General features: G+C 61.9%; 25 protein-coding genes and 3 pseudogenes. 13 read left to right on the forward strand and 15 right to left on the reverse strand.

Features of this window, described 5'->3' with window-relative positions; translation table 11 throughout:
• Window positions 1-174: 174 nt before the first annotated feature.
• Complete coding sequence (locus AC1D0A_RS20120) at window positions 175-366, forward strand: hypothetical protein (protein WP_243178504.1); 192 nt, start codon at window positions 175-177, stop codon at window positions 364-366.
• Window positions 367-563: 197 nt separating this feature from the next.
• Here the strand turns inward: AC1D0A_RS20120 and AC1D0A_RS20125 are convergent.
• From AC1D0A_RS20125 to AC1D0A_RS20165, 9 genes and pseudogenes are all read right to left on the reverse strand, one after another.
• Window positions 564-961, reverse strand: a pseudogene (locus AC1D0A_RS20125) (recombinase family protein); the annotation flags it as partial.
• A gap of 274 nt (window positions 962-1235) precedes the next feature.
• Window positions 1236-1874, reverse strand: coding sequence for a DinB family protein (locus tag AC1D0A_RS20130; RefSeq protein ID WP_476946638.1), 639 nt, complete (start codon window positions 1872-1874; stop codon window positions 1236-1238).
• 122 nt (window positions 1875-1996) lie between these two features.
• On the reverse strand, window positions 1997-2365 hold the full coding sequence (locus tag AC1D0A_RS20135) for a VOC family protein (protein WP_476946639.1): 369 nt from the start codon (window positions 2363-2365) through the stop codon (window positions 1997-1999).
• A gap of 78 nt (window positions 2366-2443) precedes the next feature.
• Window positions 2444-2950, reverse strand: a complete 507-nt coding sequence (locus AC1D0A_RS20140) for a MepB family protein (RefSeq protein WP_243178506.1) — start codon at window positions 2948-2950, stop codon at window positions 2444-2446.
• 323 nt (window positions 2951-3273) lie between these two features.
• Window positions 3274-3433: pseudogene (locus AC1D0A_RS20145) on the reverse strand (ParB/RepB/Spo0J family partition protein); the annotation flags it as partial.
• Window positions 3434-3663: 230 nt separating this feature from the next.
• On the reverse strand, window positions 3664-4071 hold the full coding sequence (locus tag AC1D0A_RS20150; RefSeq protein WP_216699090.1) for a YybH family protein: 408 nt from the start codon (window positions 4069-4071) through the stop codon (window positions 3664-3666).
• A gap of 418 nt (window positions 4072-4489) precedes the next feature.
• Complete coding sequence (locus tag AC1D0A_RS20155; RefSeq protein WP_476946640.1) at window positions 4490-5065, reverse strand: LysR family substrate-binding domain-containing protein; 576 nt, start codon at window positions 5063-5065, stop codon at window positions 4490-4492.
• Window positions 5025-5363 carry a hypothetical protein gene (locus AC1D0A_RS20160; protein WP_476946641.1) on the reverse strand — a complete coding sequence of 113 codons (339 nt, stop codon included), beginning with the start codon at window positions 5361-5363 and terminating at the stop codon, window positions 5025-5027. Before AC1D0A_RS20160 ends, AC1D0A_RS20155 begins: the two co-directional genes overlap by 41 nt.
• A gap of 37 nt (window positions 5364-5400) precedes the next feature.
• Complete coding sequence (locus tag AC1D0A_RS20165) at window positions 5401-5949, reverse strand: hypothetical protein (RefSeq protein ID WP_243178508.1); 549 nt, start codon at window positions 5947-5949, stop codon at window positions 5401-5403.
• Window positions 5950-7674: 1725 nt separating this feature from the next.
• Between AC1D0A_RS20165 and AC1D0A_RS20170 the strand changes: the two genes are divergently transcribed.
• Window positions 7675-7953 carry a hypothetical protein gene (locus AC1D0A_RS20170; protein WP_476946642.1) on the forward strand — a complete coding sequence of 93 codons (279 nt, stop codon included), beginning with the start codon at window positions 7675-7677 and terminating at the stop codon, window positions 7951-7953.
• A gap of 219 nt (window positions 7954-8172) precedes the next feature.
• Window positions 8173-8535 (forward strand): hypothetical protein, encoded by a 363-nt coding sequence (locus AC1D0A_RS20175; RefSeq protein ID WP_476946643.1) that lies wholly within the window; start codon window positions 8173-8175, stop codon window positions 8533-8535.
• Window positions 8536-8841: 306 nt separating this feature from the next.
• On the opposite strand, the gene AC1D0A_RS20180 is transcribed toward AC1D0A_RS20175, so the two are convergent.
• The 4 genes from AC1D0A_RS20180 to AC1D0A_RS20195 all read right to left on the reverse strand — a co-directional run bounded on the left by AC1D0A_RS20180 (window position 8842) and on the right by AC1D0A_RS20195 (window position 12525).
• The gene (locus tag AC1D0A_RS20180; RefSeq protein WP_459384481.1) at window positions 8842-9186 is read right to left on the reverse strand and encodes a hypothetical protein; all 345 of its coding nucleotides are present in this window, start codon (window positions 9184-9186) and stop codon (window positions 8842-8844) included.
• Between the two features lie 191 nt (window positions 9187-9377).
• Window positions 9378-9767, reverse strand: coding sequence for a hypothetical protein (locus tag AC1D0A_RS20185; protein ID WP_243178515.1), 390 nt, complete (start codon window positions 9765-9767; stop codon window positions 9378-9380).
• A gap of 2043 nt (window positions 9768-11810) precedes the next feature.
• Window positions 11811-12140 (reverse strand): hypothetical protein, encoded by a 330-nt coding sequence (locus AC1D0A_RS20190; protein WP_476946644.1) that lies wholly within the window; start codon window positions 12138-12140, stop codon window positions 11811-11813.
• Window positions 12141-12186: 46 nt separating this feature from the next.
• The gene (locus AC1D0A_RS20195; protein WP_186329212.1) at window positions 12187-12525 is read right to left on the reverse strand and encodes an ArsR/SmtB family transcription factor; all 339 of its coding nucleotides are present in this window, start codon (window positions 12523-12525) and stop codon (window positions 12187-12189) included.
• Between the two features lie 86 nt (window positions 12526-12611).
• Here AC1D0A_RS20195 and AC1D0A_RS20200 point away from each other — a divergent pair, with 86 nt between their 5' ends.
• From AC1D0A_RS20200 to AC1D0A_RS20225, 6 genes are all read left to right on the forward strand, one after another.
• Window positions 12612-13538, forward strand: a complete 927-nt coding sequence (locus AC1D0A_RS20200; RefSeq protein ID WP_476946645.1) for an alpha/beta hydrolase — start codon at window positions 12612-12614, stop codon at window positions 13536-13538.
• Between the two features lie 722 nt (window positions 13539-14260).
• The gene (locus tag AC1D0A_RS20205) at window positions 14261-15193 is read left to right on the forward strand and encodes a LacI family DNA-binding transcriptional regulator (RefSeq protein ID WP_476946650.1); all 933 of its coding nucleotides are present in this window, start codon (window positions 14261-14263) and stop codon (window positions 15191-15193) included.
• A 184-nt stretch (window positions 15194-15377) separates the two neighbouring features.
• Window positions 15378-15920: a 2,4'-dihydroxyacetophenone dioxygenase family protein gene (locus tag AC1D0A_RS20210; protein WP_243178529.1), complete on the forward strand. Its 543-nt coding sequence runs from the start codon at window positions 15378-15380 to the stop codon at window positions 15918-15920.
• 296 nt (window positions 15921-16216) lie between these two features.
• Complete coding sequence (locus AC1D0A_RS20215; protein ID WP_243178532.1) at window positions 16217-17173, forward strand: alcohol dehydrogenase catalytic domain-containing protein; 957 nt, start codon at window positions 16217-16219, stop codon at window positions 17171-17173.
• Between the two features lie 75 nt (window positions 17174-17248).
• Window positions 17249-18601 carry an MFS transporter gene (locus tag AC1D0A_RS20220; protein WP_243178536.1) on the forward strand — a complete coding sequence of 451 codons (1353 nt, stop codon included), beginning with the start codon at window positions 17249-17251 and terminating at the stop codon, window positions 18599-18601.
• Window positions 18598-19428: an SDR family NAD(P)-dependent oxidoreductase gene (locus AC1D0A_RS20225; protein WP_476946646.1), complete on the forward strand. Its 831-nt coding sequence runs from the start codon at window positions 18598-18600 to the stop codon at window positions 19426-19428. Before AC1D0A_RS20220 ends, AC1D0A_RS20225 begins: the two co-directional genes overlap by 4 nt.
• Before the next feature lie 322 nt (window positions 19429-19750).
• Here AC1D0A_RS20225 and AC1D0A_RS20230 read toward each other — a convergent pair.
• Window positions 19751-19912: pseudogene (locus AC1D0A_RS20230) on the reverse strand (GNAT family N-acetyltransferase); the annotation flags it as partial.
• Between the two features lie 483 nt (window positions 19913-20395).
• Between AC1D0A_RS20230 and AC1D0A_RS20235 the strand changes: the two are divergent.
• Entirely contained in the window at window positions 20396-20569 is a 174-nt protein-coding gene (locus AC1D0A_RS20235) for a recombinase family protein (protein WP_243178542.1), read from the forward strand.
• Between the two features lie 1013 nt (window positions 20570-21582).
• Here AC1D0A_RS20235 and AC1D0A_RS20240 read toward each other — a convergent pair.
• On the reverse strand, window positions 21583-22626 hold the full coding sequence (locus AC1D0A_RS20240; RefSeq protein ID WP_476946647.1) for a LacI family DNA-binding transcriptional regulator: 1044 nt from the start codon (window positions 22624-22626) through the stop codon (window positions 21583-21585).
• Between the two features lie 279 nt (window positions 22627-22905).
• On the opposite strand from AC1D0A_RS20240, the gene AC1D0A_RS20245 reads away from it, so the two are divergent.
• The 3 genes from AC1D0A_RS20245 to AC1D0A_RS20255 form a co-directional block, all read left to right on the forward strand.
• Window positions 22906-24567, forward strand: coding sequence for a glycoside hydrolase family 13 protein (locus AC1D0A_RS20245; RefSeq protein WP_476946651.1), 1662 nt, complete (start codon window positions 22906-22908; stop codon window positions 24565-24567).
• A gap of 60 nt (window positions 24568-24627) precedes the next feature.
• Window positions 24628-25914 (forward strand): ABC transporter substrate-binding protein, encoded by a 1287-nt coding sequence (locus tag AC1D0A_RS20250; RefSeq protein ID WP_476946648.1) that lies wholly within the window; start codon window positions 24628-24630, stop codon window positions 25912-25914.
• A 7-nt stretch (window positions 25915-25921) separates the two neighbouring features.
• The coding region (locus AC1D0A_RS20255) for a carbohydrate ABC transporter permease (protein WP_476946649.1) at window positions 25922-26687 on the forward strand (766 nt) is incomplete at its 3' end.

Below are 26687 nucleotides of genomic sequence, written 5' to 3' on the forward strand. Positions count from 1 at the left end.
GCAGCCGCCATACCGTAGCCCACGGCCGATGGGCAAATCGTTTTGGCAGATTTTGGCAAAATGCCGCATATTGTGCGCCCCGAAGACCACCCTGGCGTTCGGGCCCTTTTCCAACTTTCGCACGCCCGGTTGGGGACCCTAGGGTCCTCTCGTCACCAATTCAAAGGAGAACAGATGAAACCCATCCCGGACGTCAGCCGCAGGAGCGTGCTGCGGGCCTTCACGGTGTCCGTAGCAGTAGCAGGCACCGCCTTCGCCATGGCATCCACCGGCAGCCCCGCCACCGCAGCACCCACACAGATGGCCGCAACGCCTGACGCCGGCCAGCGGCCGTTGGGGCACCGTCACCTGATCGGCGTCCTCTAGAAGCACCCAAGCGTTCAGTCCCCCAACGATGTGAGGAGAACCAGCTTTGACCACCGTCTACGACGTCACCACCTGGAGCGTGCCAGGGAATCCCCCGGCTACCCCGTACAACGACATCGGGCTCATCATCAACAGCATCATCGCTGACATCAAGAGCCAGCAGACCAGTCAGGCATCCAAGTCCGGCGCCGTCATCTACGCGCCCGGATCAGATCTGCCTCAAACTCGGCCACCATTCAGGACGTTGAACAGCAGCCGGCCTACGGGGTCAGTCGGATCGTGGGTGCTGCCGCCGAGACTGAGGACTACCCCTTTGGCCGTCAGCTCGTCAGCTCGTCAGCTCGTCAGCTATACCCCGGGCATCGGAAAGGGAACGCGCCAAACGGTCCAGCTTGGTCACCACCAGCGTACCGCCGGCTCGGCATGCCGCCATCGCTTCACGGAGTCCAGGGCGAACCCGGTTAGATCCCGTCAGTCCGTGATCGACGAAGATCTGCTTCTCTTCAACACCAAGGGCAAGGAGAGCGTTTCGTTGGCCGGTTAGGTCTTGGTCGTTTGTCGAGACTCTGGCGTAACCGATCTTCATTCCAGTCATGAGGAACAGGGTTGCAGTAATCCCCCCGTCACCGTGCATTTGATCGTGCGGGTCTTACGTACATGGCCTAGGCCAGTAACTGCAAGGGACGTGCGGCAAGTTTCCTGGGCACGGTGATCGACCGGCTTGCGGGCACTATGCACCGATGCGGACGTAATCCCCTTTATCATCTCGTGCACGAGATGACGTTAAATTATGACGCGGGACACATTCATGGAATTGCCGACTTCGTAGAGACTCCGCCAGCTGAGCTGTCCGCGGTGCGCGCTCGCCGCTACTGAGCGTGGTGAACGTAGAGGTCGCGGAGCAGCGCGATCTCGGCTCCGTGGTGCAGGATCTCCTGGTTCTCCCACCACACGATCGACGGAAACGTCTCCTCGGCATCGCTGCCGTATGGGTAGCTGCTTAGCCCGGTCCGGTCATAGTCGGACTCATCGACACTGAGTAGTACCCGGCGCCAGTCGGCTGCGGCCTGACGGAACCTCTCGATAGCGCCGGCTGCATCTGGTCGTGATTCGTACGTCGCTCGATCGAACGTTCGGTCGCCCCCGAGGTGGTTGGATCGGCCCAACAGCGTTTCGGAGATGTGGTCAAGCCGCCAGGCGATCGTCGTGAGGGGCGGAGGCCACGGACTTTCGGGGGCGCCGTCTCGCCCCCACTCACCCGCGCCGATGAGCTTGATGGCGCCCGGTCCGGGCCCATCGGCGCGCCTCCGTACAGACCAGCACGCGTCGACCGGTTCCCAGAGGTACTCGGCGTCCTTCAGTACCGGTACGTCGACATCGCTGTCATCACCCGAGTTGCTGGTGGGCCCGGCGAGGCGAGTGAGAAGTCGTTCCGTCGCCCAGTCGTACTGCTCGAGCAGTGGCTTGAGGCGCTCGTTGGTCATCATGGCATGTAGCCTATACTCCACGAGATGCCGTTAGGCGCCTACGCGCGGTCGATGTTCGTACTTCGGAGCATCCGCTGGCTGTCCACGACCAAGTGCCCGCCAAGGGATCCGCTGACGGGCGCCCCCGTGGTCTGTCCGAACTTTCAACTGTCGGTACTGGCCTTATTTCGGGCTCCCAGAACGCAGAACTCGTTGCCTTCTGGATCCTCAAGTACAGTCCACGGCCGCTCGCCTTGACCAACATCGACCCTGCGGGCACCCAGAGCGACCATCCGCTCGACCTCGGCCGCTGGATCGTCCGGCCGAAAATCGAGGTGAAGACGATTCTTTGTTACCTTCGAATCTGCCACCGGCACGAAGACCAACCCTGGCAACCGGTCCGGTGCAGAACGAATTTCGAACTCATCGTCAGCTTCCAAAGTCACGACCCAACCCAAAGCTTTGGCCCACCAAAGTCCAAGCTCGGCCGGTCGTGCCGAATCGACAATTACTTGTTCCCATTCAAGACTCATGCGTTCCACTCTACTGAGCCGGACCCCTGCCCGGTGAAGAATCCCTGCGGTCACCAGGGCGTCCGCTGAACCACCGGCTTACGGGCGCCGTTGAAGGGCACGATCGTTTTCAGTTACGGTCCGCGACGCGTTACTCGGAGAAAGCTCGGAGAACGCAGCCCCCTGCGCGCGCTGAGTGCGTGACGCTTGAGGATTCAGGTCGGTGCACCATGCGGGATAGACGCGGAAACCGCGCTTGCCAGGATGCAGCTCGGAGCTGACGCATCCGAGCGAGATCAGGTGCTCCGTGGTGAATTGGAAGACCCCGAACCGTTCCTGCTCCTCTGCGAAGACGAGCAGTCCAGACATCGACTCGTCAGCCGTGAAGGGCCTGGTCGATCCGCCTTCGTCGCGCTTCCAGACCGCGACGAAGGCGCCCGGCTTCGTCGGTGTGATCCGGGCGGTGCGGATTCGCCACTGCTCCTTCCCGATGCGTGCAACCCCAGATTCGTAGTCGCTGTTCTGTTCTTCAACCTGGATGACAGGCTGTGCATCGGCAGGAGCAGACGCAAGATCGATGAAGCGTTTGAATGCGTGGAAATTCACTCTCAAACTGTAATCGCTCAAGAATCCGGGCCTGAAACCTGTCCGGTTGACGATCCTTAACCGGACACCACCTGAACCGTAATCAAACTGAAGCCCGGCATGCTCAACCGGTGCTCCTATTCCGGGTAAGGGTCTGCCCCGGCAACCTGGGATCGGGCCGGTTCCGCGGTGGCGTAAAGGGCGTTGAGCTGGCGGTAGAGCGTTCGGGCGATGTAGCGCTTGAGGGATCTGCGGATTTCGCGGTAGCTGCGGCCTTCTTGGGTGCGTTTGGTGACGTAGTCCCGTGTTCCGGGTCGTGGGCCATCCGGGTCCGGGCTCTCCCCCCGTCTTGGCTCCGGCCATCTCGGCGGCGACGGTTCCCTCGTACCCGCTGGCCGTTTCGGGGTGATGGGTGATGGCGTGGACGGTGAAGTGCTGCCAGCCCTTGGGCGGCTGCTTCTTCGCCAGCAGCGACTTCACGAATTCACGGCGGACCACAGTAGCTTCTCTGCACTTTTCAACCTCGGCCGGCTGGAGTAGCAACATTGCTACCGCAGCGTCATTCGAATCGGGCGGCGGCCGACCGGAGGTTCGGCTGATCCGCTCTGCGACCATGACGATGATTCCCTCCGGGCCGCGGACGCAGCAGAGCGGATCCGTCCCAGTTCCTTAGACGTGGAACACGAGTGGCGGGACGCCGACCGGACCTGTCCGGTGCGGCACGGATCCCGGACCTAAACCTGGACGATGGACTCGATTGGCCGCGGGGAAGTGATCGGATCTGCGTGACGATGGAGAACTTTCCACTGTCCGTCCTCCAGGCGGAAAATCGTCGTCACGCGAAGAGAAATCGGGGATACTTCATCGGATCCGCCAACCTTGGCCCGGGCACGTTCAATTTCGACAGTGTATGCGAGTTCCGTCCCGACGTACCCCGAGATTCGCTCGAAGTTGATGGGCTCGCCCTCCCTCAGCTGAGAAACCGCCCGCTCCATCGTCTGCTCAACTGCACTCCAGCCCCGAGCCGGCAGGCCGAGCGGATTGGCCAGTGAGACGTCGTCCCGCCTCGAAAACAGCTTCTTCTGCAGCTCCGGGTCTCCCCTGACGAACGCATCGAGCGCTCGGTGGTACTGCTCAACCACACGATCTAGATCGGACCCCGACATTGGTTCCTCCAGCCTCGCTTCTGCGCCGGCGCGGCGCGCCAGGCCCTGTATTCGGCCATCGTGGCACCGTTCACGAATGATGTCTACAAACGATTTCCTGGCGCCGAGACCGATCAGGAATGCAGAAGCGCTGGCACAGGCCGCGCCTACGAAGCTAGCGACAACTCCGCACAACGACCACGCCAGCCCACAAATGCCTGACACAAGCAACCTCCTTCACCGCAGCCGTATGCAGCCAAGATGCGTGATTTCGTGTCCATTGATGGCAAAGGCGCCTAGATTCGCCCCATGGGGACGCAGGAAACGTTGGACCGGCATTGTTGACTGGCTGAACATTAGGATCCGTTTACGTCTCGCTGCTGGGGGCAACCAGCGGGCCCACCGCACCGACGCCTTACAATTTTTTCGCGACGTACCACCGGGCGTGAGCGACCAACTGGGTGGTCAATGGCGAGGCGCCGTTCCGGAGCCAGACCAGTACGGTCGGCATGGGGAGAGACACCCCAACAAACGGGCGCCACACGACGCCGGGAGGATCACCTGGTACCACCTGATGCGGCGTTTTGAACGACACGCCAAGGCCGGCAGCCACCAGGCTCATGGTGGTGGCTATGCTCGGCGACCAGCGGTGCGGGCCCGGAATCATCCCTTCATCCACCAGCAAACCCAGTACCCGCTCGCGAACATCCGGGTCGCCGTCGCGCTGTAACCAGATCAGAGCCTGGCCATTCAGATCCAGGGGACTGATTGCTGCCAGCTTTGCCAGCCGGCTGCCGGATGGAAGGGCAACCCCCATCGGCCCGGTTTCCAGGGTCAGCACACCGAGCCGTTCGTCGGAGGGTGGCACGGCGTGAATGAAAACAGCGTCAAACTCGCCCTCAAGAAGTTTTTGGACTCCTTCCCTTGCTGCCGCAGGTTTGACGTCTACCTCATTCCGGCGTGCCGTGGACGGATATGCGCGAGCTTTCAAACCATTCGAGGCGGTCGTGGCTGTCGAAGCTGAAGGCAGCGGACAAGGCCAGGGTCACCACGTTGTGTTTCAAGTCCAGCCCGGAGGCGGCCACGCCCAGCTTCCACTCGGCGCCGACTTCACGCCGCCGCGGCAAGGTAGTGTCGGCTGAGCTCGCCCAGCCGGTCTGCACCTGCTTGGAGAGCGGGGGCCGGTCAGAGCGATCAGGGTTGCTTTCCGCAGACGAGCTCTGGCTAGCGAGGCTGTCATTGAAGGATCCGATCTGTTGGTCGCGGAACTGACGGAAACGAAATGGCACGATTAGAGGCCGCCCGTCGACTATCTCTTTCCCATGATTACCCCAGTCGCGCTTCGATGAGCGTCAAGCCAGGCTCCCCGGTGGCGAAGTGGAGCTGACCTCTATCAGTTGCGAGGGCCACGATCCCCCAGTTCTTCTTCAGCTCGCGAGGCCGCTTCGGGGGCGGCTCGATCTGGCCCTGGCGCCCGACGTCCGAGAACACAGTGATCTTGCCTTCGGGCTCACCCTTGTCGATGTAGTCGGGCTGGAACTTGAACGTGCCGGTGCCGATTTCGGCGAAACCCGGCAACCACCGGCCGCGGAGGGAATCGGGATGCGAGTCCGCATACCGGAGTGCGCATTCGATGACGCCGCGCTCGGCGTCGCGAGCCAGCCGCTCTTTCCGTTCGGGAACTGCCTTGTAGACCAGCAGGAACGATCCGAGGCCCATGATGACAACAGTCAATGCAGTGGATCCCCAGAAGCCCAGGTCATCGCGGACGACGCTTGAGGCCATAGTCGCGACGAAGAGCAGCCAGAACTGTGAGGTGACAGCGGCCTTTTCCCACCTGCCCCGGGGTGAGGGCTTCAGCATCTCAACAGCCATCTCCGCATCTACTCCTCTACGATCGTGCGTTGCCCCACTGCTGGCACTAGCCGTGGGCGGTGCGGCACCGACTGTCCTGGATAAGATTCGGATCAACCCGTTGACGCTGTCAGAAATCCGGTCAATGCATAGAGCATCAAGCCGATCGCAACCATTAGGAGGGCCAAGACGAGGCCCCGGCCCGGGAAAGGTTTCCCCCGCGGAGGTCGTTTAGATCTCACGTAGAAGAAGCAACCCCAGAAGATGATTAGTCCGGCGGCGAGCGGGATATATGGCCTAACCATCTGTCGGTTTCCTTGGTCTTCGGTTTGTGGCATCAACCTCGACAGAGGCTCCTCGCCCCTCACGCCGCACAAAGAGCTTGCACACGGCGATCACCAGGGCCAAGGCCAGCAACACGATGCCGCCTACCACGCGTGGCAAGGTCAGATCCAACAGACTCACTATGGCGAGGGCGATGAGAAAGCCGACTTGCCACCACGACGCCCGGGCAATCGCTGTGACCGCTCGCCCCATGACGTCACCTCCTAACTTTCTTCTCGTACAAACCCCGGACCGACGTCCGGTCTGTGGTCTTCTAGCGGGTAGTTACACCAGCCCTGCGTAAAGGAAAAAGCAGCCTACGCCAGCCAGGCAGAGCAGGAGGAATAGTGAATACTGCCCGCGGGTAAGTGGTCCTCCGCTCCCGGACCATCTGGCGGAGGCCAACCCCCAGCACGCCAATGGCAGCTATCGCAGCTGCAGTGCCCAGGTAAAGAATTGCGGTGGCCATAAGTCATCTCCTCGGGTGGCTTCCAGAACCATCGGGTCGCTTTGACCTCACGTAGAGAGCGCAGGCGCCGAGCAGAATTAGACCTGCGGTAAGAGGAATCAGTGGCCAATAGATCATTCCCTCACCACCCCGCCGAGAATGCCACGAAAGCCGCTCCGCCGCTTAGGCAGGCGATTGCCCTGGGCACCCGCCAGTGGACGCTCAATCTTGCTCCTTCCGGGGACTTCTCTGTCCCTTGCCTTCTTTCAGGCACTTCCACGGTCTGGCTCCTTAGGGGGACCCCGGACCGCGTATCGGTCCGGGGTCCCCCGGCCGCCCCAACAGGGCCCGGGGAGTGCGACGACACTCGCTAGGTAATCCCTCGCTCTCCATCCTTAGTAGAGCGACGATGTTTGACGACAGCCAACCCGATCAGGTTTGCAGCGGCAAACCCCAGCGCCGCTGCCACCAGGATCACCTTGAAGGCAATCCAAATGGTTGGGATACATCTGTGAACAGTGCGAAAACCCCTGGGAGGAGTCCGGCGACGACCCCTCCGACACTGGGAAAGAATCGCTTCTCTGCTGGCTTGTCTCTCTTTTCACCGCTCATAATTTATGAGACGGCCAGTAGCCCGATGCCCAGGCAGAGGGGTGGCGCCCCGCAACAATAAAGCCGGCGGCCTATCGCCACCGGCAGATCGATTTGAATGTTGCGGCAAGGGCCGCCCTCCCCAACAAACATCGTGTCTCCAGACTTGGAACTGAGTGATGACGCTCACTTTAGACACCGCCTTTGTCCAATGACTAGAGAAGCATGCTTGTCATTTTCGTGATCGGGCATGACAGTTTGCGTAAAGACCGGGGTCGCCCCCGTAGGGGCAAAAGTCCTTTCCTTCCTGCTCTATGCCAGCTGCCCTACAGGTAGTAGCCTCTCGATTACGCCGACGATGGCCTAGAAAATTGGGGGAATACATGAGCGAGTCCAACGACCTGCACGGAACGGTGTCAGTGGATGGCCCGACGGAGTCGGGAGCAGTCGCCTTCCACGAGGGACGGAAGTACCGCCGCAATTCCATCATCATCGGGGTGATCGGTCTGTTCCTGTTCGGCATCGTGGCGGGCGTCGTGGCGTTCATTATGGCCGGCCGAGCCGAAGCCGCCGGGGTTAAGGCCACAGCCGGAAAAATCCTGGGTGTTCTGGACATTGTCGGCGGCATCATCGTCATGGTGATGTTCTTCAGCAACAGATAGCAGGCGGTTCCGTCGCTACCGCCGCGACCATGAAGGCCAAGCTCCGCGGCGGCTGGTGGCAAACGACCCGTTCACGTCGTAAGACACGCCCGAAGTCGTGCGCAGATAATGGCTCACCGACCGCCATTTTCCTGGGGCTCCAAGGCGCCCGGACGGGCTAGGGTGACGGCAATAGCCAAACTACCGAATTGGGGACCAATGAAGCCCTGGCGTTCGATGATGAAATTACGGCAGCCGGTGAAGGGCGGCCTTGTCGCCTACCTGATCGCTTTCGCGGTCGTCTTCGTGTCCGTGCCGGCTTCGGCAATATTCACCGAGGGCAAGCAAAACCCAGTGATGCCGTGGAGCCTGACGGCGCTAGGTCTCACCGCCATCGTCCTTGGTGTGATGCTGGCGGCGGACCTTCGCGGCTCGACGCGCGCCTATGCCTCGATGATCAAGGACCACAGGCCGATGGGGGTCGACTACTCCAAATCGTTCTTCGCCAACCCGACGTTCATCCGGATCTTCGGCGCCATGTTCGCGTTCATCGGCATCGGGTTCGTCGTGAGTTCGACACTCGTCGCCTCCCAGATGTCGTGACGTCAGGCAACAGAGACGGCAAAGGGTACCCGTGGCAATCGTGGCCGTCCGACTCCCTGGACGGCATGCCGCCGAAACGGCGACGGCTGGTCGTGTGGGCGCTGCTATGGCTCATCATCTTGAGCGGTGTCCTGCAGGCCACCCTAGACGCAGCCGACGTAGCCCAGCCGTGGCGGTCCATTACATATACCGCCGTCCTGGTGGCCATCTTCGCTCCTCTGATCCGGGGCGCAGTCACTGAAACCCGCGCCCTTCGAGCTGAGGGTGTTGATCTGCCCCGCCAAGCGCCAGAGGTGACTGCCCCACCTAGGAAACTAAGACGACCGCACCTGACTCGCCATAGGTCTGCCGATCTACGACGCCATCGTGGGGGTTCCCCGACTTGAACCCCTCAATCCTCAAAGCCGGATATTTCTCGAACTCCGTCTTGACGATGGTCACGTTGCCTTCACAAATCAGTTCCCTTCCACCTTCAATCTCGATTTTGAGCCCATCCGGAAGATCCACGGCGGAGGTGAGAGCGAAGAGGGAATCGAAAGGCCTCCCGTACCAACCGTCAGGTAGCACCAAGCCAGCCCGTCCGTGCTTTGCGAAGAAACGCTCGACTATATGGGCAGGCGGACTAAGAGTCATCCAGGGCTTACGGGTCATAGGTCGATCCTACCGACGGGCTTCTTTCACCGGACCCGCCCTCCGTCCGCCCGGCGATGTTCGTCGCAACGTCATGTGCGGTTGCCTCAGTCCGCCCTCACTGATGCCCGTAAGCCGGTGGCCCATAGGACGCTTTGTCGTCTGACGAAGGATTTCTTGAACAAACTTCCGTACCGCCGGCTTTGCGCTTTTTAGGATTCTTGCGCTGAGCCCACTACCCAGCGGTTCCATCGGTTGAACATTCCGCTCGGTGGTGTGCCAAGAGCGCGAATTGCCCTCTTGTACCAACGATGGCCGAGGTAGTAGACGACGCTGAAGAGGACAAGCAGGACGGCCAGGATAATTAGATACCAGTCCTTCGCGGTCTGGTATTCCTGGTAGCCGGGCTGCCCATAAATCAGTTCACCTGAAACCAAGGGGACGGTCACGTCCAGGAAGTAGTGGAAAACCTGGATGAAGGGCGCTAGCAGAAGAGCAAAGGTTAGAACGACGAAAGCAAGGTACTTGAACCAGACTTTCGCGCACCGTTTGTTCCAAGAAGCGATCCGTTCCTTCTCGTCCGCGTCTATCGGCTGATTCATGATGTTCCCCCATTTTTTGTTTTCCTAATGCATAGCCTACGTGGGCTAATTTTTCGGCAGTTGATAATCACCGGCGGTCGAATACATTCTTACGTCGGGTGGACGATGCAATCCCAAGAACAGGAGGGGCGCGGATCCATCGACGCACTACGGGCGCCTCTTCCGGCCCGTCCCGTAAGCCGGTCCCCCACCGCGACACCATCTGCCCGCACTGGCGCTGCGAGAAATCCGATACAGCTAGTGGAATCCTGGATTCGCGTATACCCCGCCTGCAAAACTGTGCCGCTCAGGTTGAACAATCGCGACGGTTGCACCGCCCGCACAGATCATGGCTGCGTCCGGGTCTGCACCAACGAACAGGACCTGGCAGCGCCGCGCAAGGCGCTTAGGCCTGGGCGTCCCCCAAGGAGCTGATCAATGGTGACCACGGCGTGACCGGCAGGAACAAGGATCGGCTGGGACTGAACTAAGCCCAGGCGGCTGTGCAGGCGGCACCCCGGCCGTCACCAAACCCGATCGGTTCGTCCAGTCCTGCCCCATGCTGGAGAACATCGTCGAGGACAGCGACAGTTTGCCAGGGGTTCCGGCTGCCAACAGGGATAACCCTAAGGATCTGATCCCAGGTCATGCAGTTCCAGGCGCTCCCGGCCATGCAGGAGTGAGCAGCAACACCGCTGTCCAAGCCAAGAGAGGAGCCGGCAGAAAGCAACAGCCAACAACAAAAATGGGCCCCCGCAGGGGCCCATAAAAGGAGATTTGTACACATTCAGAGGACCACAAGCCCCTGAACAGGGAAAACACGTGCCCGAGGTGGGACTCGAACCGGGTTCCAGCCCTTGAATTTCCGCCACTCCCCCGCAACCATCGCCAATCCGGCCCAGTCCGGAACCGGTACGACCCGATCCGAAGCCCAGGGTATGCACATTGTGCACACCCTCTCTTTTCCCGGGTCGGCCACAGCCGGGCTGCCTTGACGGCGCTGATTATGGCAGTTTGAGTGGGGACCGGTTCTGCAGTCTGAGTTGGGCCCACTTCGCGGCTCGCCCGTTGATGAATCGCAGTTTGAGTTGCGCCCGCCCCACGGTTGGTTCCATCAGAGTTTTTCCCAACGGTGGAAGGCAGTGATGGAGTCGAGAGTGGAGCTATTCTCGAGGATCCGCCGGGATGCCAGGGTTAAGGGCTTATCCATCCGCTGCCTTGTCCGGGAGTACCGGGTCGCCCGAAGAACCGTTGGGCAGGCACTGGCCGCTGCGGAACCACCGGTGCGCAGGGTTCCTGCCCGGGGGCACCGAAGCTGGGCGGCGATCCCGTGTGCGGGATGACACGCCGCATTGCGGCTGGACGATCCGCGGATCAGCTAATAAAGTCTTTCGGTATCGAATGCAGTCAGACGGACACGAAGTCCGGGAAGGGGGCGCACATCACCGCTGACCAACACCACCAACCCACTGCTTCATCCGCGAAAGCCCCTCCGTCGAGGGGCTTTCTTATGTGCCGGGAGCCTGCGGTCCGAGGCGGCGTTCACGGGCCGCCTGACCCCGTCCCTTCCCCAGAAACAGGGACACAAAAGTATTCAGCGCGATGATGCGGTCGCGGTCAGCCTCGTGAAGACTCGCTGGGTGGACGCTCATCGTTGTCTGCGGGCTTCTGCATCCCGAGGATGAGGAACGTGATGCCCATCGTGAAGAACGCCATCCAGGCCGTGGTTCCCAGAAATATCATTGCGATCGCAACGGCAACGAAAACGATCCGATCGGCAGGAAAGCCGCGCCCCTGTTTCTCTTCGCTCGGCCGTTCGACGCCGACATGGGCTTTCCTTCGCCGTTCACCTGGCCGAGGCTACGTCGGCGGAAGGAGACCCGCAACGTTCCCGCGAGGACAATTTGCCGCGTCTCATTACCTCGACAGTCCTGACCCGCCCTGAAAACCGCCCGACGGTCTCAGTAATCGATCGTTTGTGATACCGATCCCTGCCGTGCCCTATTCCTTGCGCATCCCGCCGGTGGAGGTTTGCGTAGCTGGCTGTTTGCTTTTAGGGCTTGCCTAGGGAGTGGCCGCTTGGGTGGTTTCCTTTTGGCGGCCGGCGTTGATGATCAGCGCGGTGATAAGCGCCGATGCCGCGAGAAGGATGGCCGCGATGAAAAGCGCCGTCGTGTAGCCACTCGTGAGTGCAGCGCTGGCTGTTGCGTTTGCTGCAGCGTCTCTAGAGGCGCGTGAGGTGTACAGCGCTGTCAGTGCGTCGGGGAGCCTGTATTCGGTGATGCTTACGGAGATTGTGGTGAGCACTGCAACGCCAAGGGCGTCGCCGATCTGCTGGGCGGAGTTCAGTTGCGCTGACGCGATGCCGGATTCCTGGGCTGGGATGCCGGGCAAGCTTATGCCTTCACTCACTTTTCCCGCGACAGGAGGTTGGGAAGGCTTAGAGGGACGTGGCCACGGAGGACCGGAACCGGTCGATGGCCGCCTCGTTGCGGGCGAAGTACGTCCACTGTCCAATGCGGGTGGTCTGCACGAGGTCGGCGTCTGCGAGGGTAGCCATGAACTGCGAGGCGGTGGACTGGGAGACCTCGCAACGCTTCCGGATGCTTGAGACGCACACCCCGTAGCGTGTGGCGTCGACTTTCTGTTCTTCGAAATTCTTCACGGGGTCGCGGAGCCACTGCAGGATCGCCAGGCGGTGTGGGTTGGAGAGCGCGCGCAGTGCTGCAAGCAGCTCATCCTGCTGGAGCTGGGTTCCGGGGTTCTCATCTGTAGGCACTCCATAAGGCTACCTCAAAATCGTTATATCGCAATTTACCGATGAACGTGCTAGAACTTAAACCAACCCCCTCGAAAGGAACGAACATGCCTATCACCACAGAAGTTTCCACCGCTGTTCACAACTGGAGCTCCAGCCTGGCCGCCCTTCCCCCACTGCTCCGCGGAGAACCGTCGGACACGACCCTCGATGAACTGCGCACCGCATACGACGAGATGCTGGCCGCCCATCCCACCCCGGAAGGGGTCACCATCGAAGAGGTGGACATGGGAGGGACCCCAGGGATCGTGGTGACGCCCGAGACCGTGGAGGACAACCGGGCCCTTTTCTACATCCACGGCGGTGCTTACATCGTCGGCAGCCCCGCGGGCTACCACGGCCTCGCCGGAAACTTTGCAGTCCGACTAAACGCCCGGGTGTTCCTGCCGCACTACCGGCTGGCTCCGGAACACCCCTTCCCCACGCCGATCAACGACACCGTCGACGCATACCGTTGGCTGCTGGAGCAGGGTCAGGACCCGAAGCGTCTGATGGTCGCAGGTGATTCGGCCGGCGGCGCCATGACAGTCACGGTGATGATCAAGGCTCGCAATCTGGGGTTGCCGCTGCCGGCAGCCGGGGTTGCCCTGTCACCCTGGGCGAACCTGGAGCACACAGGCGCGTCGATGACCAACCGGGAAGGCCTCGACCCGCTGAACAGCAAGGCCGTCCTGGACCTGCTGGCACGCAGCTTCCTAGGCGGGGCACTGCCGAATGACCCGGACGCATCCCCGGTCTTCGCCGACGTCCGCGGACTGCCCCCGATCCTGGTCACAATCGGGGAGAACGAACTCATGCTCAGCGACGCAGTCCGGCTCGCCGGGCACCTGGCCGAGAATCGCGTGCGAGTGAGCCTGGACGTCTGGCCCGAGATGTTCCACGTCTGGCACATGCACCAAGACCGGCTCCCCGAGGGGCGCAAGGCTCTCGACGACGCGGCCCGGTTCCTGCTCGAGGCGCTGCCCGCCCGGTAGGGACATCAACCGGGCGCCGTTGAGGCGCCCTGCAAGATGAGCAACCCCAGATCGTCAGCCCGATCCAATAAAGGGTCGGGCTGACGTGTTCGACGTCGTGAGCGACGACGGGCCCCACCTGCCCATGCAGGAATGGATAGCAGCACGATGTCCACGCCTCCGAGATCGACCAACTACTGGCCTTCCAGCCCCTGCTGCTTCCATCCGGAGGGTCGGAGGAAGCCCGAAAGTAAGTCCTAGCGGTTACCTCCAGCCCCACTTCCGCGAGCCGGCAGAGGTCCTTTGGATTAAACGAAACACGTCCGCCAGCGACACGAGAGTCCGCCGTCTTCCTCGAGTGAGTGCTCGCCGCCGCCAGGGTGCGGCTGAGTTTGTGGGCCCACCGGTCGCCCAGGAGGTCCGCGCCCAGGGCTTGCCGCAGGGGGATTCTTTGATGAGATGGCAGCCGACGAGTTGCTGTACGCGGAGTCCTAACTCGGCAACGGGCTAGCAGGTGGCCGGCTTCCGTGGAGAGGAAAGCTGCATCGGCGCTCACCTCATGAGAGACGGCTAAATGGCTAAGCGCGGCCGAAGGAGAAAGCGCGACGCTCGAATCTTCTTAAACGGATAAGCTGTCGTTTATGGTGACGGAAGAGCGTTCAGGCCCAGATAAGAGTGTGCGAGTCACCATCCGCGACGTTGCACAGCGGGTGGGTGTTTCATCCGCGGCAGTGTCCTATGCAATGAGCGGGCGGCCCGGGGTTAGTGAGGATTTACGTGATCGTGTCCTCACTGCTGCGGAAGACCTGGGGTACCGGCCCAACAAGGTAGCCCAGCAATTGCGCCGGGGGCGGACAGATGCCGTCGGCCTGCTTTTCGCCGACATAGCAAACCCGTTTTACCCTGATCTTGCCAGCGGAGTGATCGCCGCGGCCACTCTGGAGGGCTTCGAGGTATTCGTCTCCAACGTCGGCATTAATGGGGAGCGACAGACCGAAGCGGCAATGGCACAGCTTGACCGGAATTCGGCCGGCCTGCTCTTCACTTCTGTAGCCGATCAGGACCGCGACTTGCTTGAAAGCCTCACCCGACGCGGTGTTCCCTTCGTACAGTTGCACCGAGTGCTCGAGGGAGCTGCTGCCGATTCGGTGGTAGTCGACAATCTGGCTGCGGCCCGGGAGCTGGCACAACATGTGGCGGGGACAGGTCGAAAAAGGGTCGCGGTGCTCGGCGGCGCCGGCGCGTCCAGTGTTTCCCGAGACCGTGAGCGGGGCTTCCGGGAAGGCCTGGCAATGGAGGGCGCGACCATTGTGAACGAGGACGGGCTCTGGGGTGCGCTGACCCGGGAATCCGGGGCCGCCCGGGCCCGGACGCTCTTGAGCGCCGGGCAGCAGGTTGAGGCCGTGTTGTGCGGCAACGACATGATCGCGGTGGGCGTCCTCGACGTCTGCCGGGAACGGGGGCTCCGGGTGCCGGAGGATTTGGCGGTCGCCGGATTCGACGACATGAGCTTCTCCAGCGCCGGCCCGCTGCAGCTGACCACAGTGACGGTTCCCCGCGAAATGATGGGACGGCGCGGCTTCGAACTGCTGCTCCGCAGAATCCAGGGATATGACGGGCCCCGCGAGCGCATAGTGCTCCCCCACGTCCTTCAAGTCAGGGAGACAACGGGCTAAGCCACCCCCGAATGTGACCCGGACAACAAAAAATCCTCCAAAGCTCTTGCGCACCGGGCCGACGGCATGAATACTTAACTTAATCGATTCAGGAACCCTGGTTTTGGCCACGTTCGAACTTAATCGATTCAGTTCCGCAAGTGATGTGACATCCACATCGGTTCCTAAACTTCGAAGGAGAAGAATGACTGCGAATGCTGCTGAAGCAACCATGGATGAGGCTGCCGTTCCTTACCGCGGCGAGCAGCCCTATGGCATCATCGATGACGTCATCGTGCCCGGCGCTCTCGACCTGGACGCGGACGAGCGCCTGTGGGTGCCCCAGTCCAAGGACGTGTCCTTCCGCCCGCTGATTCTGTCGGCGAGCCAGGGATATTTCGTGAACATCCTGCGCGTGCGCAAATCCGGGATCCTTTCCCGGCACAGGCACGCCGGGCCGGTTCACGCGGTCACCCTTAAGGGCCGCTGGCACTACCTGGAGCACGAGTGGTGGGCCGAAGAAGGCACGTACGCCTTCGAAACACCGGGCGATATCCACACGCTCGTCGTCCCTGACGGGGTGGAGGAAATGGCCACGCTGTTCCACGTCACCGGCACCTACATCTACGTGGATCCCGACGGCAACCCGACGGGCATTGAGGATGTCTTCACCAAGATTGCCCTGGCGAGGGCACATTACGAAGCAGTAGGCCTTGGCGCCGACTACGTCGATCAATTCATCCGCTAAGAGGCCTCCTCTCCCTTCGGGGCCGGACCGCGATTCCCCGGAGTCGACACTGACCGGCCGCAACCCGGGGCCGAGTCCGGTGCTGCTCCTGCGACCACTGCAGCCAGGAGCGGCGCCGGGCGGCATCCGGATACACCAATGAGGCTGTCAACCTGCCCCGGCGCTGTCGGGCGCCGACGGACCAGCCGCTACCACTGACTGCGGAACTTCGAAGGAGAAGAACCGATGAACAAATTCGTACAGGGCTGACCGTGAAAGCCCTTAGAAAACAAAGCACCTCACCGAAAGACGTGCGGGTGCAGGAGCATCCCAAGCCCGACCCGGCTCCCGGTGAGCTCCTGGTCCAGACACTGGCCTGCGGCCTCTGCGGCAGCGATGTGCATGCATGGCGTCAGGACACGGGTTACGAATGGGTCCATTGCCCGGTGACACTGGGTCATGAAGCGGTCGGCGTCGTTGTAGGTACCGGAGCGGGAACGGACAGCCAATGGATCGGTCAACGCATTGTGCCCATTGCCATCGATGGCTGCGGATCCTGCGATCTGTGCCGTCGAGGTACTCGTCAACTTTGCCTGGACCGAACCGTGCTGGGGCTCTCCTTTGACGGAGCCGCCGCAGATCTCTTCTCCATCCCTGAATACCGCGCCGTGCCGGTGAACAATGAGCTGCCCGCTGCGGTTCTCGCCCTCACGGAGCCGCTGTCCGTGGCCCTGCGCGCGGTGATACGCCTGGAGCAATCGATACCGGCCCAGGCCCGTGTCATCGTCAGCGGTCCCGGGCCGATCGGCCTCATGGCCGCGTTGCTCCTTAACCAGCGCGGGCATCGGGTTACGCTCCTCGGCGCAGCACGCGACGAAGAGCATCGCCTGCCCCTGGCCCGGCTACTTGGTCTGGAAACCATCCAGGCAGAGGACGTGACCCCGGCAGGGCTGCACGGGTGGCTGGAAGCATCGGGCGCGGCCCAGGCATTGTCATCTGCGGTGGCAAATATCGGCCCGGGCGGAACCATCGTCGTCGCCGGCCTGTTCCCGTCGATCCCGGCCGTAGACGTCAATGTGCTGGCCAGAAACGAGATCCAACTCATCGGGAGCTACGGCTCAGTCGCCCTCGACTACCGCAACGCGCTGGCAGCGCTGGAGGCAGCGCCTGACATGTGGGCGTCACTGGTGACCACATTCCCGCTGACCGAAGGCACTCGCGCACTCCAAGCCGCGGCCGACGCCGAAGCAGTCAAGGTCGTGCTCCTTCCCTAAAGCGCCTGCAGGTCAACGCTGACCCCAAACCAGACGCCATCATCAAGCATCGTGACACATCCAACGGAGACCCCCATGGTTAACGCACACACCCAGACGTCCGTCACCGCCGCACGGACACCCATCCGCAAGGTCGTATTTGCCAGCCTTATCGGCACGGCCATCGAATGGTATGACTTCTTCCTCTACGGATCAGCCGCAGCGCTGGTCTTCGGAGCGGTATTTTTTCCCAGCCAGGACCCGGCAACCGGAGTGCTGCTGGCCTTCGGCACCTATGCTGTCGGCTTCGTCGCCCGGCCCCTGGGCGGCATCATCTTCGGTCACTTCGGAGATCGTGTAAGCCGCAAGAAGATGCTCGTCATCAGCCTGGTGCTCATGGGGGCGGCCACTTTCGCCATCGGCCTGCTGCCCACCTACGCCATGATCGGAGTTGCCGCTCCAATGCTTCTCGTCTTCTGCCGGTTGCTCCAAGGCTTCGCAGTGGGCGGTGAATGGGGCGGCGCTGTTCTCATGGCGGCCGAACACGGAGACGACCGGCACCGCGGATTCTGGTCCTCCTGGGTCCAGGCCGGCGTACCGCTGGGCAACCTGATGGCCGCAGTCGTGCTGTGGGTGCTGGCCGCAGTGCAGTCAGACAGCGATTTCTTGGCGTGGGGCTGGCGCGTCCCCTTCCTCCTGAGCGCCCTGCTGGTGCTTGTCGGGCTCTGGGTTCGCCTGAGTATCGAGGAGTCGCCCGTCTTTGCCGAAGCCAAGAAGGCCGCATCCATGCGCGAGAAGTCCAAGGCCCCGATCTTCGAGGTCCTGCGCAAATACCCTCGTGAGGTTGCCATTGCCATGGGCATGCGTTTGGCCGAAAACATCGCCTACTACATTTTCAGCATTGTCGTCATCACCTACATGGTCACGTATCTGGGAATGCGCAAGGACGTTGCTATCGCCGGCGTGCTGATCGGCTCGGTGGCCCAGTTCGTGCTTACTCCGATCATCGGATCCTTCTCCGACCGCGTGGGCCGCCGGCCCCTTTACCTGGCCGGAGCGGCAGGCACGGGTATTTGGGGCTTCGTCTTTTTCCCGCTCATCGACACCCGTAACGACGGACTTATTATCCTTGCCATCGTCGTCGGCCTCGTCTGCACCACGTTCATGTACGCTCCCCAGGCAGCGTTCTTCTCTGAACTGTTCGGCACCAGCGTCCGCTACAGCGGCGCCTCCCTCGGCTACCAGCTGGCTTCGGTTTTCGCCGGCGGCCTGGCACCCCTCATCTCCATCGCCATTCTCGGCAGCGTGGACCAGAGAAACACCCTCGGTGTCAGCATCTACCTCGGTATAGCGGCAACGATCACCTTTATTGCAGCACTTGTGGCAAAGGAAACCGCCAAATCATCACTGCGGCACGACCGCGTACTCGAACCGGAGACCACGAAATGAAGCCCGCCGGAACCGGTTCAGCAACGGGAAACACCGCAACCCTTGCGGCCGGACAGCCACTCGCGACGAACCCCTTCTCCCTACACAACAAAACCGCACTCGTCACGGGCGCCGGCAGAGGACTGGGCCGTGCGGTCGCCACTGCCCTGGGACTTTCCGGAGCAGAAGTCATAGCGCTGGACCTCTCGCCTCTGAACGACTTCAAGGACGAACTGGAAGCGCAGGGCGTCAAGTGCCGGATCCGGTCGCAAAACCTGGCCAATCTCTCGCAGGACCAGGCCGCCGAAATCATCACCTGGGCCAAGGAAACCGGAAGAGGGCCCGACATTCTCGTCAACAACGCCGGGCTGATCCGGCGCGGACCTGCGCTCACGACAACCCTCGAAGACTGGGAATCCGTGATCGGTTTGAACCTGACTACACCTTTCGTGCTCTCCCAAGCGTTCACCCGCTCCCTGATCGACGAGGACCGGCCTGGCAGCATCATCAACATCCTCTCCATCAATGCCTTCCAAGGAGGCGTCGAAGTACCCTCCTACGCGGCATCCAAACACGGACTCCTGGGAGTGACCCGTGCCCTCGCCAACGAGTGGGCCCCCCATGGAATCAGAGTCAACGGTATAGCGCCCGGATACATGGAAACGGAGCTCACCGCAGCCCACCGCGAAGACCCCGCAAGATACCAAGCCATGCGCAGCCGCATGCCTATAGGCCGCTGGGGACAACCCGACGAAATCGGCGGCGCCGCGGTTTACCTCGCGTCCGCGGCCTCCACCTATCTATCGGGAACCGTCATTAACGTCGACGGGGGATGGCTCTCCCGCTAAGTCTGCCGCCAAGCTGTCCACCACGATACCGCCGGCTCGATTCGACCCTCCGGCCAGGCCCGCTGATAGGCCTCCAGATGGCCAGCTTTTGTGCCGGGGTGAACGATCTGCGAGGGGTCGGGCCGCCGGAGCGGGGGCCAGAATTACTCATGGACTTCCCGCACCGGGGAAATCGCGGATATGGACATTGGTGATGTTCCTGATTCTTCCCCCACGAATTAGACGAAGTTGCTATGAGCCGCAGGCCTCACCAAACCCTGAAACGTAGGGGGTGGTCCCATGACTGGCCACACAGGTGGTCCCGTGCGCGTGGCAAAACGGGCTACGGAAAGGTCTCGGCAGATCCTCGGCCCGTCTCCCGCATGCCAAGGGAGCGCAAGATCCGAACCGATGCAGCATTAGCGATGAGCGCTTCTGCCCAAATGGAACCAAGCGAAAGTTCTTCAAAGCCGTAGACGAGGCCGGCTTTGGCGACTCGACCCCCTAAGCCACGCCCTCATCGCGGCGATGGTCCTATCAGGAAGCCAAGTTCTCGTTCCAGTGGTTTTGCACCATGAAGATCTACGTATCCCAGGAGGCCGTCTTCAGCACTCGTTACAGCGAGCCGGATCAGGTCAGCGGGAGGCGTTTCCACCTGTCGCACCCAGAAAGTCGCGTACGGCCGCCGAGGACCTCGTCGTCCAGCCGGCGTGCTGACAAAAAGAGTTCGTCCTCGGCCCATATCGCCAACATGTCCGCATCCGCGCGGTTCATGGGGCGCAACTCCAACTCTGAGTGATCCATGCGCCCAATGCAGCGGCTCCTGTTTTCAGGGCCTGTGGAGGTGGCCCGTAAGCCGGTCCCCCACCGGAGCAAGCATCACCCAAATTTCCGGATCACGATCGCCGCGTTTGCGGGGCCGGTCGATTCACGTATGACCCGCCCGCAAGAATGCCCGGTGACGGGGTGCTACGGTACATCCAAAACTATGACCGGGCTCGTCATCGGATGCGTCCGCGTATCCACGAACGACCAAGACCTTACCGCCCGGAAGAATGCCCTCGTTGCTCTTGGACTGTCATCGGAGAAGACGTCCACCGACCAGGGACTCGCCCGTGCCGACCGGGCACGCCCCACGCTCAAGGAAGCGCGAGCCGCCTGACCGTCAACAAGTCGCACCAAGCCATGCACTCAACTGGCAGCGGCGCCATGAACAGTCATGACATCAAGAAATGCAAACCAGCAAAGGCAGCACATCTCCCCCAGCCAGCGTCCAGTCATGCAGTTAGCGGCACTCCGGGCCATGAACGAGTAGGCAGCACCACCGCTGCCGGAAATCAAGAGAAGGAGCCACCCGGCCACAGAAACGGCCACCAACAAAAATGGGCCCCGTAGGGCCCATAAAGGAGATGTGTACACATTCAGCGGCCCACAAGCCCCTGAACAGGGAAAACACGTGCCCGAGGTGGGACTCGAACTGCATTCCGGCCCTTGCAATCACTGGGAAGTCCGGAAAACAAAGGCAATCCGAGCCAGTCCGACCAATGTACGACCCAGTCCGAAGCGAAAAAGTGTGGACATTGTCCACACCTTCTTCTTGCTACGATTCCAGCTCCCAAGGGGACATCACAGGGGTTTTCCCCTTGTGACGAAACATGCGTTATCGGCGAAGGGCATCCCTGTTGGGCTGCATCCTCCTATTGCCTTGGCTTTGGCCAAGGCTGTGGAGCGGATCCCGGAGGTCGGCGCTTTGCCGGGTTCCCTGCTGTACGAACCCAAATGGGACGGCTATATTCACTTCACTCTGCCAATCAGTGGCCCATCCATCCCCCTGCCGATCAAGTTAATGTGTTCTCGGCCCAGAGGTCCGGGTCTGTGGTGTCGCCGTTGCTGTTCAGGCGGGTTCTTGGGCATCCTCGTCAGACACGGGTGGGTGCGTCGGGCCGGGCGAATATGACCCACCGACCCCATTCCCGACATGGCCAGTCCCGCGCAGGAGCATTCGAAGCCTCCGCGACGGCCACGCTCAGGCTCTGGCCCCGGCGGGCTACCCGTGAATGCGGTCTGACCACCTACATGGGCGGCGATTTTCACCGCCGGCGCTAATTCTTACCCCGTTTACCCCTGAGAATTCGGCTGGCGCCGGCGGGCGGCCGAATCGGGCAGTTCGGCAAGCTAAGCCGGCAAAGCCATCTCAATAGCAGAAGGGGGGCAAGTTGAGCGTCGAACAACCAGGTTTGCCGGGCAGACGATTTGCTGGTCGGGTGACTCCCCCTTGATCAGGCTTAGCGAGAGACGGCCGGCGAGTACGCCTTGCTCAAACGGTGTTTGATGGACGGTTGTGAGGTCCATCGTTTCTGCCATCGGGTGGTCGTCGATCCCGATGATTGACATATCCTGGGGGACGCGAAGGCCCGATCGCCGCAGTCTTTGGAGAGCGCCGTAGGCAACTTCGTCGGAGAAAGCGAATATCGCCGTCGGCAGCCGTGACAAGGTCAGAATTTTGTCCATTCCTTGGGCACCGCCCTCGATACCCCATGGAACGGGAACCACCAGTTCCACATCAGCTTCAATACCTGCCGCCGCAAGTGCACTCCGGTATCCCCGCTCGCGGCCAACGTCGGCCGAGTAGTGGTTGCCTTCCGGGTCAACGGCGCTGATCATCGCGATCCGCCGATGTCCCAGCCCCAGCAGATGATTGACGGCATCTCGCGCCGCCAACTCCTCATCGATCCCGACCGAAGGACGCCCGGGCGTAATGGTTCCCGCCACAACCGCGTGAACCCCCATCGCGTCAAGACGCTCCCACTCCTCCTCGGTGATGGGGAAGGCAATATTGATGACGGCATCGACTTTTCGCCGGGCCGGGAGTTCCTCGAAAAACCGGCGCCGCTCATCGGAGCTATCGAGAGGGTAGAGGAGCACATCGATACCGGCGGCCGTGAGTTCTGCCGCTACGCCGGCGATGACAGCCGAATAGAACCACTCGTTGATGGTCGGAGTGATTAGCCCAACGCGTCCGGTTCGCCCGCCGGCGAGTTTCGAGGCTTCGGGTGAGACGACGTAGCCGAGTTGTTCGGACAGTTGCTGGATCTTGAGGCGGGTGCGTTCGGACACGCCCTTGCCCCCGGCCAGGGCGCGCGAGACCGCGCTCACCGAGACGCCCGCCTCCCTGGCTACGTCCACCATGTTCACTGAATGTCGATCCCCATTGGTCATTCTTCAATAGTAGCGGATTGAACGCATACGTTTGCGTAATTTGCGCCGAAACCGGCGCGTTCAGTTGAGCCATGCAGGCCAGAAGGCCGGGAATCGAAGCTTTTACGCTTGACGCCTTCGGATCGAAGCGTCTATCTTTAACTCAAACGTTTGCGCAGAGACGTAGATCACAGCTCATGAACCGCATCGACGAAGCGTCGATATAATCCCAGCCAGTCGGACCGGCAATGATGCCCGGCAGAACAGGAAAACCCACTCTTGAGTACCAAAACCTCAACCATGCATGCCGACGTCGATGAAGTGTTGGGTGCAGACTGGTGGCGCCAGGCCGCCGTGTACCAGATCTATCCGCGGAGCTTCTCTGATTCCAACGGTGACGGCCTGGGCGACCTCAAAGGCATCACGGCCAAGGTCCCGTATCTGAAGTCACTCGGGATTGACGCCGTTTGGCTGAGCCCCTTCTACCCTTCGGCTCTCGCAGACGGCGGCTACGACGTGGACGATTACCGCGACGTGGACGCCAGGCTGGGCAGCCTGGCGGACTTCGATGAGATGACCGTTGCGCTCCACGCCGCGGGCATCAAGCTGATCGTGGACATCGTGCCCAACCACTCCTCTGACCGGCATGATTGGTTCCAGGAGGCCCTCGCCGCATCCAGGGGCTCCGCCGCCCGGAACCGCTACATCTTCCGTGAAGGCAAGGGCGCGGAGAGCGAGTTGCCACCCTCGGACTGGGAATCCCTTTTCGGCGGCCCGGCCTGGGAACGCATTACCGAACCGGATGGCACTGCCGGTCAGTGGTACATGCATCTGTTCGCGAAGGAGCAGCCGGACTTCAACTGGGACAACCCGGAGGTGCGCGAGGACTTCCTGAAGACCTTGCGTTTCTGGTCGGACCGCGGCGTTGACGGTTTCCGCATCGATGTTGCCCATGCCCTGGTGAAGGATTTGTCCGAGCCGCTGCCGGCCAAGGCCGATCTGGCGGCGGAGAACGAGACGGTGGACGGTACGCACCCGTTCTGGGACCGGGACGAAGTCCACGAGATCTATGCAGAATGGCGGGCCCTGTTCAACGAGTACACCCCGCCGCGCACGGCGGTCGCCGAAGCCTGGGTGCATGCCGACCGACGCGGCCGCTATGCCAGCCCCGAGGGCCTGGGACAGGCGTTCAACTTCGACCTCCTGCAGGCAGCCTTTGATGCCGGACAGTTCAGGGAGATCATCACCCGCAACCTGACCGAATCCGAGATCACCGGCGCGTCCTCGACCTGGGTGTTTTCCAACCACGACGTGGTCCGGCATGCCACCCGCTATGGGCTGCCCAAGGGTCCCGGGCGCAACGGCCCGGCCCAGGCGTGGCTGTTGTCCGGCGGTAAAGAGCCTGCTCTGGACCGTGAACAAGGTGTCCGCAGGGCCCGGGCCGCTACCCTGCTGATGCTTGCCCTGCCAGGATCTGCCTACCTGTACCAGGGCGAGGAGCTGGGGCTGCATGAGGTCATTGAAATATCTGATGCCGACCGCCAGGATCCGGCGTTCTTCCGCAACCCAGGCGTTGACATCGGCCGTGACGGCTGCCGCGTCCCGCTGCCCTGGACCACCGAAGGCATCGCGTTCGGGTTCGGTGAAGCCACGGCGCACCTGCCGCAGCCGGAATGGTTCAGCGCCTACGCCGTGGCAACCCAGCAGAACAACCCCGAATCCACGCTCTCGCTTTACCGCGAGGCCTTGCGGCTCCGCGGCAGCCTTCAGACCGAAGAACAACTCAAATGGCTCAACCAATCCAATGATGCAGTGCTGCACTTCATCCGACCCAACGGCTGGCAGTCGATAACCAACTTCGGCAACGAGCCCGTCGAGCTGCCGGCCGGCACCGTCGTCGCAACCAGCAGCCCATTGGCTGGCGGAAGCCTCCCGGCGGACACCACTGCCTGGATTATCTGACCTTTCACCACCACCGACCCGCCGGCGTCCCCGCCCGGGTTCATTTACAAAGGAGTAATCATGAAAGCAAAGCTGACCGCCACGGCGGCACTGATGATGGCAGGTGCGCTGGTTTTGTCCGCCTGCGGCGGAACCACAAGCAGCGGCACTACAGCCGGTGGGGGCGACGCCGCCTCCCAGGGCCTGGACGGGCGCGGCCCCATCACCTACGTCCAGGGCAAGGACAACAACAACGTGGTCCGTCCGCTGATCGATAAGTGGAACGCGGCGCACCCGAATGAGAAGGTCACGTTCAAGGAGCAGACGGACCAGGCCGACCAGCAGCACGATGACCTGGTGCAGAACTTCCAGGCCAAGAACGCCGGCTACGACGTAATGGCCGTGGACCTGGTCTGGACGGCAGAGTTTGCGGCCAAGGGCTGGCTGCAGCCGCTCAAGGACAAGATGGCAATCGACGCCGTCGGGATGTTGCCATCAACGGTGGAGGGCGCCTCCTACAAAGGCACCCTCTACGCGGCACCGGAGTCCTCCGACGGCGGCATTCTGTACTACCGCAAGGACCTCGTGCCCACCCCGCCCAAGACCTGGGACGAGATGATGAGCATGTGCTCCATCGCCAAGGCCAACAACATTGGCTGCTATGCGGGCCAGTTCAGCAAGTACGAAGGGCTCACGGTCAACGCGTCTGAGGCCATCAACTCCGCCGGCGGTTCCGTGCTGGACAAAGACGGCAAGCCGAGCCTGAACACCCCCGAGGCCAAGACCGGCCTCGAGAACCTCGCCAAGGCCTACGCCGATGGCAACATCCCCGCGGAAGCCATCACCTTTCAGGAGGAACAGGGACGCCAGGCCTTCCAGGACGGCAAGCTGCTGTTCCTGCGCAACTGGCCCTACCTCTACAACCTGGCCACCACCGAAGGCTCCTCCAAGGTCGCGGACAAGCTCGGCATGACCGCCCTCCCCGGCACAGATGGTCCCGGCGCGTCCTCGCTGGGCGGCCACAACGTCGGAGTAAGCGTCTATTCCAAGAACAAGGCCACCGCCGCTGACTTCCTGAAGTTCATCACCTCCGAGGAATCCCAGAGGTTCTTCGCCACTCAAGGCTCCCTCGCCCCCGTACTCACCAAGCTGTACGAGGACAAGGAACTTGTGGCCAAGCTGCCGTACCTGCCGGTGCTGAAGACGTCGATTGAGAACGCCGTTCCCCGTCCCGTGACCCCGTTCTACCCGGCGGTGACCAAGGCCATCCAGGAGAACGCCTACTCGGCCATCAAGGGCGAGAAGACTGTAGACGCGGCCCTGTCTGACATGCAGAAGTCCATCGAGTCCGCCGGTGCGGGACAGTAGGTTCATCATGGCAACCGAACTAGGTCCGGCGCCGGTCAAGTCACCGGCGTCGGGCGGTACGCCCGTCCATCACGGCCCCAAGGGCGTAGGTGAGGACAACAAGATCCTCAGCCAGGGCAAGTGGGCTTCCTGGCTCCTGGCCCCGACCATCCTCGCATTGTCGGTAGTGATCGTGTATCCGATCATCACCGCCATTGTGATGTCCTTCCAAAAGGATGCCGGTCTGGACCCCGCGACGGGTCTCTTCGTTGAGGGTGGCCCGGCCGGCTTCTCCAACTACTACAACTGGATCTTCCAGCAATGCCCGGCTCCGGACGGCGGGACCGTGGACTGCCCGCCGGGAACCCTGGGCGCGCAGTTCTGGTCCGCCACCGGCACCACGTTCTTCTTCACCATCGTGACGGTGGGCCTTGAGACGGTGCTCGGCTTCTGGATGGCCGTCATCATGGCCCGGGCCTTCCGGGGCCGCAGCCTGGTCCGCGCGGCTGTCCTGGTGCCGTGGGCCATCCCCACCGCCGTGACGGCCAAGCTGTGGCTGTTCATCTTCGCCTTCGAAGGCATCGGCAACAAACTCTTCAACACCACCGTCCTGTGGACCGGCAGCGAATGGCCGGCCAGGTGGGCCGTGATCATCGCGGACGTCTGGAAGACCACGCCGTTCATGGCGCTGTTGATTCTCGCCGGGCTGCAGATGATTCCCGCGGAAGTGTACGAGGCGGCCAAGGTCGACGGCGCCTCAGCCTGGCAGCGGTTCCGGATGATCACCCTGCCGC

Source organism: Arthrobacter sp. P1_D4, assembly GCF_056406115.1.

Excerpts from the sequence above, each read along its gene's own strand:
- AC1D0A_RS20210 (WP_243178529.1), top strand. The coding sequence starts at position 15,378 with ATGACTGCGAATGCTGCTGAAGCAACCATGGATGAGGCTGCCGTTCCT.
- AC1D0A_RS20180 (WP_459384481.1), bottom strand. The coding sequence starts at position 9,186 with ATGACCCGTAAGCCCTGGATGACTCTTAGTCCGCCTGCCCATATAGTC.
- AC1D0A_RS20225 (WP_476946646.1), top strand. The coding sequence starts at position 18,598 with ATGAAGCCCGCCGGAACCGGTTCAGCAACGGGAAACACCGCAACCCTT.
- AC1D0A_RS20220 (WP_243178536.1), top strand. The coding sequence starts at position 17,249 with ATGGTTAACGCACACACCCAGACGTCCGTCACCGCCGCACGGACACCC.
- AC1D0A_RS20135 (WP_476946639.1), bottom strand. The coding sequence starts at position 2,365 with ATGAGTCTTGAATGGGAACAAGTAATTGTCGATTCGGCACGACCGGCC.
- AC1D0A_RS20250 (WP_476946648.1), top strand. The coding sequence starts at position 24,628 with ATGAAAGCAAAGCTGACCGCCACGGCGGCACTGATGATGGCAGGTGCG.
- AC1D0A_RS20120 (WP_243178504.1), top strand. The coding sequence starts at position 175 with ATGAAACCCATCCCGGACGTCAGCCGCAGGAGCGTGCTGCGGGCCTTC.
- AC1D0A_RS20205 (WP_476946650.1), top strand. The coding sequence starts at position 14,261 with ATGAGCGGGCGGCCCGGGGTTAGTGAGGATTTACGTGATCGTGTCCTC.
- AC1D0A_RS20235 (WP_243178542.1), top strand. The coding sequence starts at position 20,396 with ATGACCGGGCTCGTCATCGGATGCGTCCGCGTATCCACGAACGACCAA.
- AC1D0A_RS20170 (WP_476946642.1), top strand. The coding sequence starts at position 7,675 with ATGAGCGAGTCCAACGACCTGCACGGAACGGTGTCAGTGGATGGCCCG.
- AC1D0A_RS20240 (WP_476946647.1), bottom strand. The coding sequence starts at position 22,626 with ATGACCAATGGGGATCGACATTCAGTGAACATGGTGGACGTAGCCAGG.
- AC1D0A_RS20245 (WP_476946651.1), top strand. The coding sequence starts at position 22,906 with ATGCATGCCGACGTCGATGAAGTGTTGGGTGCAGACTGGTGGCGCCAG.
- AC1D0A_RS20165 (WP_243178508.1), bottom strand. The coding sequence starts at position 5,949 with ATGGCTGTTGAGATGCTGAAGCCCTCACCCCGGGGCAGGTGGGAAAAG.
- AC1D0A_RS20175 (WP_476946643.1), top strand. The coding sequence starts at position 8,173 with ATGAAATTACGGCAGCCGGTGAAGGGCGGCCTTGTCGCCTACCTGATC.
- AC1D0A_RS20200 (WP_476946645.1), top strand. The coding sequence starts at position 12,612 with ATGCCTATCACCACAGAAGTTTCCACCGCTGTTCACAACTGGAGCTCC.
- AC1D0A_RS20185 (WP_243178515.1), bottom strand. The coding sequence starts at position 9,767 with ATGAATCAGCCGATAGACGCGGACGAGAAGGAACGGATCGCTTCTTGG.